Source organism: Aureimonas sp. Leaf454, from assembly GCF_001424685.1.
In the GTDB taxonomy this organism is placed as follows: domain Bacteria; phylum Pseudomonadota; class Alphaproteobacteria; order Rhizobiales; family Rhizobiaceae; genus Plantimonas.
The window spans coordinates 425467-438420 of the sequence record NZ_LMQT01000019.1 but is presented as its reverse complement, the minus strand read 5'-3'; the positions used below and the strand labels follow the sequence as shown (position 1 = coordinate 438420).

General features: G+C 59.3%; 6 protein-coding genes. All 6 read right to left on the bottom strand.

Annotation, left to right across the window (positions count from 1 at the left end; genetic code table 11):
* Positions 1-455: 455 nt before the first annotated feature.
* Entirely contained in the window at positions 456-722 is a 267-nt protein-coding gene (locus ASG43_RS13470) for a hypothetical protein (protein ID WP_056505749.1), read from the bottom strand.
* Positions 723-937: 215 nt separating this feature from the next.
* A complete protein-coding gene (gene brxL / locus ASG43_RS13465) occupies positions 938-2980 on the bottom strand; it encodes a protease Lon-related BREX system protein BrxL (RefSeq protein ID WP_056505746.1) in 2043 nt (680 codons plus the stop codon).
* Positions 2981-2982: 2 nt separating this feature from the next.
* Positions 2983-5523: a PglZ domain-containing protein gene (locus ASG43_RS13460; protein WP_056505745.1), complete on the bottom strand. Its 2541-nt coding sequence runs from the start codon at positions 5521-5523 to the stop codon at positions 2983-2985.
* Positions 5520-7532 (bottom strand): type II restriction endonuclease subunit M, encoded by a 2013-nt coding sequence (locus ASG43_RS22830; protein WP_156386690.1) that lies wholly within the window; start codon positions 7530-7532, stop codon positions 5520-5522. The genes ASG43_RS13460 and ASG43_RS22830 overlap by 4 nt, the downstream gene beginning before the upstream one ends.
* The gene (locus ASG43_RS13445; protein WP_056505739.1) at positions 7529-9406 is read right to left on the bottom strand and encodes an N-6 DNA methylase; all 1878 of its coding nucleotides are present in this window, start codon (positions 9404-9406) and stop codon (positions 7529-7531) included. Before ASG43_RS13445 ends, ASG43_RS22830 begins: the two co-directional genes overlap by 4 nt.
* On the bottom strand, positions 9406-12948 hold the full coding sequence (gene brxC / locus ASG43_RS13440; RefSeq protein WP_056505736.1) for a BREX system P-loop protein BrxC: 3543 nt from the start codon (positions 12946-12948) through the stop codon (positions 9406-9408). Before brxC ends, ASG43_RS13445 begins: the two co-directional genes overlap by 1 nt.
* Positions 12949-12954 lie beyond the last annotated feature (6 nt).

Sequence of the window (12954 nt, the reverse complement as noted above, 5' to 3'; positions counted from 1 at the left end):
GCGCGATGCGAGCCGATGGCTTCGCACTACCAGGCGGCTTCACTCTCTGGATGAGAAGACGATCCGGCTGTTCGAAGCGGCCGGGCTATGGGCGCCGGCGGTTCGTCGAGCGGGAAGTCGCGGAACGGATCAGCAGACCGACGTCACCATCGCGGCTACGGATTTGTCCGAGCCGGTACGCATGCGCGCAAGGGTGAGGGGATCATTGCTGAAGGTCGTGCTCCACATGTTCGTGCTCCTGATGACGCCACCATACGGCACAGCCGCTGAGGTATGGTTAAGACCATCTCCCAAATTGTCTCGGACCTGAAAATGGTTCATGAAGCCGATCTCGCGGCTGCAGGTCGGAGAACAATATGTGAACAGAGCGAAGTGATAGTCAACATCGGGAGTTCGAGTCACTGACGAGCGTCGTCGTCAGGAAAGGACACTGCTTCGTGTCGAACGCTCTCCGGCTATCCGAGGACCTCGAAGCTCCAGCTGAAACTGCTGTACAGAAACTCGCCTTCGCCCAGCCGATCCGTCAGTTTCGCCTTCAGTCTGAAACGGGTGCCAACCGGATAATCCGTACGAAGCTTTCTCGCACATTCGACATGCATGTCGGCTGGGTATCCCTGACCGGGGCAGGGACGGATATGCACCTTGCCGTGCAGCCCGCCGGTCTTGGCCGGTAGATAACTTTCGACCTCCACCATCGAATAGGTCTCGAAGGGTTTTGCCACAATTTTCCTCCCTGCTCGCCGGACGCCGACGATCGTTCCTCTTCAGTCGATACCCATCGCCTTGAACACCGCATCCACAGGGTCTGCGTACAAAGACGTCCGGAATTTGGCGCGCAGATCCGAGGGTCTCGTCGAGATGTCCATGGAGCTTGCCTTGGACGATAGGATCTCTCTCGCTGCGGATGAGATACCATCTTGCCCTACACCAACCTCCATCAGTTCAGTCCGAGCGCCTTCAAGGCAGCAGTCTTGGGATCGCCAAAGAAAACGGGATCGATGTGCTCCATGACGTCAGCGGTGACTTCGAGGAAGCTTCGCTTGTTTTCTATAGGGACGAGCGCACGTTTCGCCCCGTTGTCCATGCCGACCTGGAGCGGCTCGACGAGAGACCGGACTCCCTTGATGTTTCCCTGTACGCTGAGGTCGCCCATGATCAGAGTTGCCGCAATGGCCGGCGCTTTCTTCAAAGCAGAAAACGCGGCAACGAAGAACGCCAATCCGATTTCGCCTTCCGCTCGGTTGTGCATGAGATCGATGACCTCGACATGCAGATCGGACTCGTCCATCTCCCTGGCGATCGAAAGCTCGCCCTTCCGGGTGAGCATGTAGCTGAAGGCGCGATTGATCGACTCTTTGGTGGCGCCGTTGATCCCACCGGCCATCTTCAGTTTCCCCGATCCCGTCGAGAGCGATACCTCGATCCTGTACATTCCCACTGCGCCGTCCATTCCCACGGATGCGCTGTAGACGCTGCCTGGAGCGAGCGGGTCGGACGAGATCATGTTTCGGCCGCCTTGCTCCGGAACACCGACGAAACGCTCCTCGCCGGATTCGATGTCCGTGTAGCTGAAGGACGTCTGGTAGTACTCGAAGGAGCCCATCTTCTTCAGCTGCTCCTTCACCCGCCGGCGACCTTCCATCGCGAACTCCAGCAGCTCCGCGATCTCCTCTTTGGAAGCCTCTCCGTGCGGGTGGATGATCTTCATCAATCCGGATACCGTCTTCTTGACGGCCTTGCGATCACGCGTGACGAGGTGCGAGCCCATCGCGAAATGGCGATCCACGATCTCGGTGAAGTTGTGTCGGCGGAGATCCCGGAGCGCTTCAGCGAGGTAGTCGACCACGAAGCCGTAGTGATCGGTGAAGAGATCGTTCCGCATCTTCGGAATCTCCCAGCCCGGGAGATAGAAGTGAAGTCGGTCGATGAACGCCATGTCGTCGCGAATGACCCTCGGCATCGGCTCGAACAGGTGCCCCGTCTGCACCATGACGTCGATCGGTTGATTGGTATTTCCGTACATCGCGATGCTGGCGTCGCCGGAGGCTGCTTCCTGGCCGCGCTGATAGGTGCCGGACTCGCAATAGGTCTTCATCGTGGTGATGACCTCCTTCGGCATCTTCTCGAGATCGGCCACCTCGTCGAAGCCGACAACGTCCCAGATCTGAACCAGCCCCTTCGACTTCCCTCCCATGTGGCCGAACAGGTTAGCCACCGTGGTTGGGCCCGTCATCAGCGCGGTATAGGGCGAGACCTCCTGGGTCACGTAGCTCTTGCCGGTTCCACGGGGGCCGAGCTCGACGAGATTGTAGTTCCGCTCGGCAAGGGGCACGAGACGAGTCAAAAAAAGCATCTTGAGGCGACGCGGCATTTCGCTGGGTTCGTAACCCATGCTTCGCAGGATCAGATCGATCCACTCGTCGGTCGTGAAATCTGCTCTCATCCGCTGATACTCGGCGAGATCGAAAGCCGCGATCTGGATCGGGTTGAGTTTGTCGATCTTGAAGGGATTCTTGCCCTTGTTGTCCTCGTCGTATTCGAACTTCATCTCGACCTGGGCCCAGATTCCGCCCGTCAGCAGACGTTCGTAGTCCCGGACGTATTCCGAGGGAATGCGGACGAACTTGTTCCCGAAATTGCTCAGCTCGGCCCAATAGTCAGAGTCCACCAGCCGGACCTTGACCTTGTCGATGAACGTCCAACGGCCTTTTTCCTTGACCTTGCTCTGTGCCTTCATCGACTCGTCGGCGCGGATGTAATTGTTGGCCAGCGTATCGTTGACGACTCCAAGGCCCATCTGGATGGCCATTTCGTCGGATGACGCGCAGTACTTCCCTAGAAGGAACTCCAGAACGAAGACAGGTACGTTCGCACCAGTCTTCACCTTGCGGACCAAGTCCTTGCGCACGACCTTGCCGGCAAACAGCCGATTTGCCTTATCGTCGAGCCCGTCGCGAGCTAGGGGCGTGAAGTCGGCCATATTCAAACTCCCAGCCGGACCGGTAGGTCCTTGGACTGGTAGAGGATCGCGTCGGTATTACCGTCGAGAACCTGCACAGTCAGCATCTTGGCTTCCTCGTCAGTTAGCAGGAAGCCTACAGAGACGGTCTTTTTAGGCTCCAACCTGATGGTTCCGTCGGCCTCTCTGGGCATGTCCGCCATTCCGATTGTTGCTACCTGGCGTCCCGCATGGACCGCCACCACGCGAATTGGTCGCTCGACGGAGAACAGGGTGGTTCCGAGGGACACCCGGACCGTGAAGATGCGGTTGGTGATGGCGGCATCGTGCTGGACCTCGACCTGATTCTTGGTGTTGGTGCCGGATTTGTCGGCCTTCAAACGCACGGTGAGAACAGGGATGATCAGTTCTTGCAAGCTTGCACCGCCATGATGATAGGCAAGGTCGCCTCCAGCCCTGAAGACGCCAGTTCCGACCGGAAGGACAAGATCGAGGTCGGACTGGTAGCCAAGCTTGGAAGCCGACACCCGAACGGCTCCGGGAGGGGTTGCACCTCCGCGGCCCACCCAGCATCTTCTGTGTAGGCCGACCTGTGCCCCGCCTGGTGCGTCGATGCGCATGCTCTCGTCGCGATCATGGGCGAAGAAAAGGTGGCCGTGATCGGCCACGATGACGGCATGCTCCACGCCGGCGCCCGCGAGCTTTGTCAGACACCGCGCCAGATCCTCGATGACGCCAGCCATCATCCGGCGAGCATACGAGGTCGCGCCTTCGCCAGCCTCGTCGATCTCCTGGGAGCGGACCATGATCACCGACGCGCCGGCGATCTTGCTGGCCAACGCCTTCGTCGTGCCCTGAAGCACGTTGTCCAGCGTGAGGTCGATGGAGCCAGGCAGCCGGCCCTTCGCGAAAAGCTGGCGCGCCTTCAGGTCGGGTAGGAAGGTGCCGTCCACCTCGGCGCCCAGTTTCCCGTTCCGCTCGACGACGGAGAAGGACGCCGCCGCACCAGGCTGAAGCGCCGCCATGCATACGGGGGTGATGCTCGGCAAGCTGGCCACGGCGTATCGCAGCTTCTGCTCGGTCGCGACTTTCGCGATACGAGCGGACAGTTCAACACCCATCTCGTAGCGCATCGCGTCGACGAGGATGTAGGCCACCGGCTTGGGGCTGCCGGCGACGGATTCCGCATAGACCCGGCTCTGGGGTGTGGCGCCCGGCACGGCCCAGTCGGCCTTCGCAAGGGCCTTGACGAAGCCTTCCGCCATCCGCGCCGCGGTCTCCTCATAGACTTGGCGAACGATCCCCAACGCCTGCTCGTCGATATGCTCCTCGCAGCTCTGGACGACCGTTTCGAGTTCGCGTTGCGCTCTGTCGATCCGGTGCCAGCCATTGGCGTCGGTATAGCGATCGACCCAGATCTTCACCGTGCCGTTCGCCTTTGCGATCGTGCTCTGCACCTCGCTCGCGACCAGCCCCAGGTCGGTCATCAGGCGGCACGCCTGCCAGACGGCACTGCGCTCCTGGGAGCGCTCGATCCAAAAGCTGCCATGACGCTCCTCGATGATAGCGCGTGCATCGGCGAAGCGACGGGCCGCGATGAGCCTGAAGCAATGTCCGACGACCAGGAACTCTTCGATCTTGAAGGTGTCGATGGAGCCGAAAGCGTCACCGTCGATTCCGAGGTCGTCGATCCCGAGCGCTCCCTGGACGAGGTTTGCGATGTCCTCGTAGGCGTCAGCGTCGTCCCGCCTGAGCCTCTCGGCGACGGCGCGCACGGCTTCAATCTGATCTCGCGTGGTTGGCGCGGATACGCCCGGCAAGGTGATGGCGGCCGACGTGGTATCGAGCAGGAACTCGCTGCCCAGCACGTGCCGCTGCGCGACCGACCTCAACCTAGGCAGGCTGGTATCGTCGGGCAGGGTCAAGCCGAGACGTACGGCAAGAAGCTTGCGAAGCTCGGGAACGGCGCCCTTGTCCTGGATGGCCTGATCGGCGTGATCGCCGCGCAGCCACCGAACGATGATGGCGATCGCGTCGGAGGTGTTGTCGAAGATGCCGCGAAGGATGGAGGCATTCTCCCCGTCGGCGCTGGCGGATGCGACCTTGGCCAGGTCGTCGTACCCGACGGCGTCGGACTTGAGGATCTCGTCGATCTGGACATCGTTGAAGCGCTGCTTCAACACGATCCGAGCCATCTGCTTCAACACGGGCCGATAGACGTAGCCGGCCTTTTCGACTTCCATCAACAACGAGCCCTGCTCGTCCCAGACCGTGCCCGAGACATAGACGAGGGTTCGCTCGGGATCGTCGCCCCCGGTCACGTCCTCAATGGCCAGCCTCGTCTCCAGGAACGATCCCGCGAAGGCCGTGAAGTTGGCCGGCACCTCGCCGAAGCGGACTTTGTCGAGCCGGCCGCCGATGCTGGGATCGGCGCCAGTCTCGCCGAAGAACGGTTTCAGATCGCCATTGCGATCGTAGAGCACGACAACCGTGCTGCTCTTGAGGTGGTGGGCGATCTGGGTCGCGATGTAGTCATGAAGAGGATGCACGGTATTTCCGATCATGCCTTGCTCCGCAAGCGGCTTCCAGCCGTTGGCTCGGGAGCTTCGAGGAGCGCCTTCAGTGCTTCCTTCACGGCGTCGCTGCTGCGCTCCCGCACGATGTCGCTCACCGCATGCGATGGCACATCACGCTTTGCCCATTTACCGGCCTCGGACTTGAACCAGAACACGTCTTCGAGGTCGTGCGCGATCGCGATGCTACGGTCCTCGGCACATTTAGGGACCACGCGCTCCGGCCAAAGATGCATGGCCTGACGGGACCAATCGTGCTTGCCCAGTTGAAGTTCACCCCATCTGGCTCGCAACTCCTTCTGCCATGGTTTGTGATTGCCAACCATTCGCCACAGCGGAGCCATCGTTAGAACGGTACCGTCGTCGAGGTTAGGGTTCCACAATGGGGCGACCCGCTTCACCTCATCGGTTAACTGCTTTAGCTCCTCAACTAGCTTCTGCTGGTTTTCTATGGACTTGCGGTCGCGGCTCGAAAGCTCATTGCCACCCTGCAATAGTGCCGCAAGTGCTCGCTCATCACTGATGATTTTCTGCTCCAAAATATCCTGCTTTAGCCGGAAGAACGTGTCCTTAGTCACGGCAGGCGCATAAAGCCAAATGCTATAGTTCCCCGAGGCAGTCGAAATTTGCCAGTAAATCGGCGCCTTACGCTTACTCCTTGTATATTGCTTCAGGTGTGCTGGAAAAAAGTCTCGTTGTAGCCAGTGTTGAACAGATAGTGGGATATGTGCATCTACTCGCTGCAAGACTTCCTCAATGATACGACCCAAGTCATACGGATGCCCAGGATCGTCAACAAGGAAGCCCGCGTGATGATGAAATGGCTCCAGGCCATCGGGAAGCATTCCGACACTTCTTGCAGGAAGCGGATCAAAGGGACTCGGCTCAGGCGATATTATCCGTTCGGCAGTAGCTAGACGCCAATCGAAACGACCAAACGCCACCCCGACTGTCCAGCTAAGCAGAGAGTGGCATTCGTCCCGTGGACTTACGTCCTCTTCGTGGTTGCCGTCAGCAGCGTCCTCTATACCTTCCAAGCTCTCTTTGTTGCTCCCACCACGATCGCCATGAGCAGACGCGATGTCTAAAGTATCAAATCCATACAACCTGAATACGATTTCATCGATTTCGGCCATATTGAGGGATATATCTAATTCCGTGGAACGCAGATCATACTTATCAAAGCGGCGTCGCAGTATGAGGGGAAGCACGAACGCGTTGGATGTCTCTTCAATTTCGTCAATTTTTCGTTTGAGAGACCAACAATTCTTAGAGCAACGCGACAAACTATCGGAATGCTCGTTAAAATCGGGGATGGGAAGCTTCGCTAACGTTCCATTCCTATATAGTCCAAACCCATTTCTTCCCAGCAACAATTTGTGCAAAAAATCTGCGCCAGAAGAGTTTAGTATAGCGGTCAGTGACAGCATATTATGCATATCGCTGAAGGCTTGAGTTCCATTGTCGCTGAATATGCAGCCGGAGGGTGTGATGTGAGGTGCTAACTGGTCAGCTCGCAGGGTCTGAAACATACCAGGTTTGAAATACAGGTGTGTATTTTTGATTATTCTCGACCAATGGCTGCCGTTATAAAGAGAGCCGGCCCAAGCCTTTATTTCATTACCGTCGTCCTTCCAGTTTATTTTCATGTTTACGTCAGCATAAAACGGAGAGAACTTACCGCCTTTGGCAAAATGAATCCATTTTTGATTTATCAAAGGTACCTCCCAGTTAGTTCTTAAGAACCGGAAGTCATCTGAAGACTGTAGTCCTGCGCGGGCCATACGATCTTCGGCCTCAAACGGAGGAAGAATTGAAAACAGATCCCTCAATGCTTCACTTACCCAATAGGCAAATGGAGAACCTGGAATTTTGTGAAAAGAAGCGGGATCTACGTCAAAAACAATCTTGGATGTGACACCTTCCCTGACGCAATTGACGGCGTCGCTCAATACTGATGATTTATCGGTTGCCTGGAGAGCTCTAACGAAGATTGTCATTGATTAACCTCAAGAACATAAGCCGCCGCCTCAACCATAGCATCATCCATTACACCTAGGCCCAGATCGACGAAAATATCTGGACTTGTGTGATTCAGAATAACATTTTGCCTCCAATCTCTGTAGGTTGACAAGAAGAAACAAGTGCGCGATGTAATTGCGCCTAAACGTCCTCCAGGTCGAATTATTTCTACAGATCTTTCAACAAACATTGTCGCCAAGTCTGACTTCGAGCTATTATATTCCTTAAAAACATAATCTTTAGCGCCAGAGCTTGCATCGCCGAACGGCGGATTCATCACTACCACGTCGAAGACTTCGTGGACGATATCGACAATTTTCAACCCTTGAAGCGCGTCATCTGCGAAGAGTCTGCCTTTGTATGTTGATCGTGCTTCTTTGTACATATTCGTCAATGCTTCTCGCAGACGAGATTCAGCCTTCTGCCAGTGCAACATGTCCTGTTCTGCAAATATCCCGCCGTGACCTTTGAAAACCTGCTGTATTAGCTTCGGCAATTCCTGCTCGACTCGCAGGAGCACCCCCAGCTCGGGCAGTCCCTTCAGCAGGAACAGGGTCTTCTCGAACAGCTGGGCATCCAATTCGTCGAGCCCGGCCATGAAGCTCTTGCGAAGATCGAGTTCTGCCGGCGGCGGCACCGCTGCAACGACATGACCGCGCAAGATGCGCGGGCGATCCTGAGCCCTGACATTCCCCTCATGCCAGGCGCGCTGGGCCCGCAGCCAAAGGGCAAGGGACGCGATCTGTGCCGCCCGGGGGTCGATGTCCACGCCATAGATGTTGTTCTCGATGATCAGCCGCGGGACTTCGCGCAGGAAGGCGTCGATGTCTGCATAGGTGTCGGCGAGCGGCTTCAGACCGGCGTGACCGCCAGTGACTCGGTCGAGCGATCCGGCACCATGGGTCTGCTCCCAGGCCCACGCCTCTTGATAGATCTCGTAGAACAGGTCGAAGGCGTAGAGCCCGAAGTGCATCGAGCCGCATGCGGGATCGAGCATCTTGATCGTGCGCGGATCACGCAGGCTGCCTGCCGGCTCGGGCTTCTCGTCCGGCTTGGCCAGAAGGTACTGGCACCGATCCCGCAGGCTCGTTTGGGCCCCCGTCCAGTTGAACCACAGCCGGCCCAGCGTGTTGTCGACCAGGAACTCGACGACGTATCGAGGGGTGAAGAACTGGTTCCGGATCGCCAGTTCGCGGCTATTGCGCGGAGCCTGGGACTCGTCGCGCATCTTCCGGCGTTCGTCGGTGGAGTTGAAATACTGGTAGACCCAACCGATCGTCTCGTCCTCGAACCAGACGCTGGCCAGCTCGGGAGCGTTCAGGATGTCGAGCAGCGTCTCGAACGTTGCTCGCTTCGGCCATAGGGCCGATGCAGGATCACGCCGGTCGAACAGAACCTTCACCTCGGTGGACAGCTCGTCGAAGACGGATTCAAGATACAGGCGATACCCTTCGCCGTCAGGCAGCAGCCTGATCCCCGGGAGAAGCCCCGTGAACTCCAGGTAGCCGCTGGACTGGTCACCGCGGGTCACGCACTCCAGGACGAGGTTGCGGGCCTCCAGAAGCTTGAGGGCGGCGTAGCGGTTGAACGTCGTGAACGCGGCATCGCGGACGTAGTCCTTGACCGCGTCGGCGGGCTTCATCCCCGCGGCCTGCTTGTGCTGGATCGCGGCCACGATCCGGGGGCGGAGGAGGCGCTGGCGTTCGGTCAGGTGGATGCCTGGCTCGGACGCGATCACGCCATCGGGCATCACGTCGTAAGTCCCTTGAAGCTGCTCGTAAATGTCCTGCGTCACCAGGGTCCTTGCGCGCTGCGTCGCACCCTGGAGCAGGTTGCGGGTGTCCTTCTCCATCACACGCTCCAGGTCGCCACGACCTTCTTGCCGGCACCGATGAGGCGGGTGACCTCCTCGCGAATGCCTGCAAGGGTCTGGTCGAGCTGTTCCACGGTCTCGATTCCGTCCTGAAAGAAGTTGGCGACATGCACGGTGGCCAAACGCTCGCCCTCAAGGATCTGGTGCATCTTGTTGATGGCGGCACGCAGCCTTCCCTCGCAGGCGTCGGCTTCCGACCGAAGATGGTGGATCGTCTGGTTATTGAAGGTGCGATCGGCACGAAGACGCAGGGGGCCCGCGATCTCGTCCTGCTGCGCTGGCGTCAACCGTGGCCATTCTGCGCGATGCGAGACTCGTTCGAGGGCCGAGACATAAGCCGTGACGCGTCCATCGAGGGCCTTGTCGTAGCGCCGGCGATATTCGTCGTCGATCTCACCGGATATCTGCTCGATGCGGTGCATTTCCCGGTAGAAGGTTTCGCGCTCCAACAGGTCGCGGAGCGTGTTGCCCTGTCCGATCAAGCCTTCACCGAGATCGGCTTCGTCGACCAGCAGCGGCCACCGCACGCGCAGGCTCTCCCTTGCCCTCGCGAGCATGGCGACCCGAGCGTCGTCGAGAACCTTGTCTACCTCGCCCGCATGCTGGATCGCCTCCCGGATAGCGGCGTGCGAGGCGTTGAAGTCCAGGATCGCGTTGGTCTCGCTGCCGCGCCGGATCGCCTTCATCTGGTCCGAAGCTTGCTCGACCTTCTCGCGTCCAGGCAGGCTGGATTCCCGCAGGCGCCCGAGGACGGCCAGCACCCTGTCCTCCGAACGCGTGATCGCCGCCTGGATCGCCTTGGCGACGACGGTCTCGGAGAGTTCCTTGATCTCCTCGCCGAAGGTCGTCTTGTAGTTCTCGGCGGCGTGCGCGATCTCGATGAAGTCGACACCTTTCTTGGGCCGGAACGTCGTCGCCCGAAAATGCGAGTTGTTCATGAAGGCGTCGCGTGCGGCCACGCTCGTAGCGTCGTCGATGCCCTGGCCCTTGTGCTGGGCCTCGATTTTGCCGGCCCTAAGCAGCGACAACGTTAAGAGGCGCACGGCGTCGAAATCCCAACCGAACGGCGCACGCCCGAACGCTTCCTCAAGCAGCCGGCCGAGGGCGTTTTCCCCGTAGCCCGCCTTTTCCTCGATCTGCCCGAGGATCTCGGAGAGTGGCGAGCGATCAGCCTCGAAGACGGTCCGCCCGTTCTCAGTCTTGATCAGCTTCAGCTCGTTGAACACCGCGGGAAGCCCGTTGAGGTTCTCGGCGGCGAGCAGGACTTCCAGGCCCTTCTGGAGATCGGCGCGCTTGGCCGAGGCTTCGCGGAAGCGGTCGTAGACGTCGGGGAGGATGGCCTTCATGACCTCCACCGCGGCCTTGGCCACGTCGGCCGCGGACCCGGGGCTCCGGTCATTGCCGCGGAAGTAGATCGCGCCCGAAAGGCACGCGATCTTGAGGTAGACCTTCAACTGGTCCGTATGGCGCCTCAGGCGAGCCTTTTCTTCCGTGATGAGGGTGCTCTCGTCCACGGTGGTCGGTCCGTGCCCGTGGTTCGTCACCATCTGGGACGATCGATGGGCTTCCAGCAGCTCCCTGCGGATGTCCCCCGTCAGCGTCGCCACCCAAAACACGGTACCGGCCTCGGCCTGGCTGCGAATGCGGGCCTCGGCGGACATCTTCGCCGACTCGTCTGCATCTCCGGCGATCTGGAGATTGAAAGCGATGTCGCCCTTGGCGAGTTCGTTGCCGGCGACGATCAAGCCCGCCTTGAACGGCTTCGTGTCATGCAGGCTGTATGTCGGGGCCGGCGCCCAGAACCCGGCGATCGTGTCCGCGATCCACTTGTTGTCGCTTGAGCGACTTCCGGCGATGGCGGTGCGCCGCTGCTCCCAATCGTCCTCGGCGGGCGTGGGGATGCGATAGCCGCCATCGCCCATGCGGATGACCAACGCCGTCTCCAACGCCTTCAGGGCGTCCTTGACAGCCGCCAACTCGGCATCGCCGGTGACAGAGGGATGCAGCGTGGCCGCGATGTTTTCCGCAGTCCGGTGGACGCTCTTCACGAATTGAAGCAGGCAAATCACTTTGGCAACGGCTTGGGCCAGCCTGACATCGGGGACGCGGTCGGGGATGGCCGAGATCTTCGCCCGAATGTCGGACGCGATGTTGCCCTCCACGAGGTCGTAAACCTGGTCGAGGCGCACCAGGTTGCCGACGGGCTGGCTCGCGATGTCGATCGACTGATGGATGAGCAGCTGCTGCGCCAGCTTTATGATGGTCCGATTGGCGCCGCCGACGTGCTTGCTGGCGCCGCCTTGGGTGCGAAGCCCGGATACGATCTGGATAATCAAGTCGATCTGGTAAGGCAGCAAAGGGTAGAGATCTACGAACCGCTGCCGCGTCAATTCCGGGAGGCTGATGTCGGCAGTGACCTTCGTCGCCTGGGCGAACCGCCCACGATGATCGTCGAAGATTTTGCCCAGGGTCGCCTCAGCGTTCGCGCTCTTGGACAGCACGCGCCGGCTTGTGACCTCGGAGATGTCCGACGGCTCGAGGTGAACCTGAGAAGGAAAACGGTCCATAAGTCGGGCAAGCTCGATGCGTTTGTCGTCGAGACCGCCGACGAGCTCGCTAAGCTTTTCCTGCGACGTGACTGCGATCCAATGCCGTCCGCGCCCGTGGATGCCGAGCTGCTGCACGATCGCCTGGAGGTCGAGCATCTTCTGGACGTCACGCGCGACGAACTGGCCAACCTCGTCGATGACGAAGATCATCGAATGGCCTGGCCTGCGCCTCTTCATGAGGTCCACGACGCGCCTGGCGAACAGGCCGGCGGTGATGTCGGCCTTGGCGCGGGATTTCGCCCAGCTGTCCGGGACGTGATAGGTAGCGGGCTCCAAGACATGAAGCACCGCGCTAGCCTCGTTTATGGCGAAGGCGAGCATGCCCTTCGCCTTGGACCATTCCTTGCCATATTTTTCGCGATATGCAGTCTCGAAGCCGGCGAGGCGCCCTTGTTCCTCCAGCCCAATCTCTAACTCCGCCAGGTCGAGGTCCTTGGCGTATCCAAGGCTCTCGAGGAACAGCCGATACATGATCTCGGTCAGCATCTGGTTGCCCGTGCGGATGCCACGGTCGGTCGAGACGTCGAAGATGACCGAGTGTGTCGGTATATTCTCGTTGATCGTCTTGAGAACGACCTTCAGGCGGTTGTCCGTAACCCGCTTCGAGAAAAGGTCAGCAGCGCGGTTGGCCCCGATCTCCCTGTTTCCGATCGCGAGCCCGAGATTCTTGGCGAAGCTCGACTTGCCCGATCCGAAAAAGCCTGAGATCCAGATGCCGATGCTGTCGGTCGGCTTCTGGGGTGCCGCTTGGTATTGCTCAAGAATGTCGACGTAATGCGTCTGAATCGCATCGGTGACGACATACTCCTCAATTTCCGACCGCAGAATCTCGGCATCGATCTGATCGACCTTGATGACCTCCTCGATTTTCCTATTGATGTCGTTCGCGAAAAGCGTCCCAATGGTGCTCATGCTCAA

Coding starts and splice junctions, on each gene's coding strand:
- brxC (WP_056505736.1), bottom strand. CDS start 12,948: ATGAGCACCATTGGGACGCTTTTCGCGAACGACATCAATAGGAAAATC.
- ASG43_RS22830 (WP_156386690.1), bottom strand. CDS start 7,532: ATGACAATCTTCGTTAGAGCTCTCCAGGCAACCGATAAATCATCAGTA.
- ASG43_RS13445 (WP_056505739.1), bottom strand. CDS start 9,406: ATGGAGAAGGACACCCGCAACCTGCTCCAGGGTGCGACGCAGCGCGCA.
- ASG43_RS13460 (WP_056505745.1), bottom strand. CDS start 5,523: ATGATCGGAAATACCGTGCATCCTCTTCATGACTACATCGCGACCCAG.
- brxL (WP_056505746.1), bottom strand. CDS start 2,980: ATGGCCGACTTCACGCCCCTAGCTCGCGACGGGCTCGACGATAAGGCA.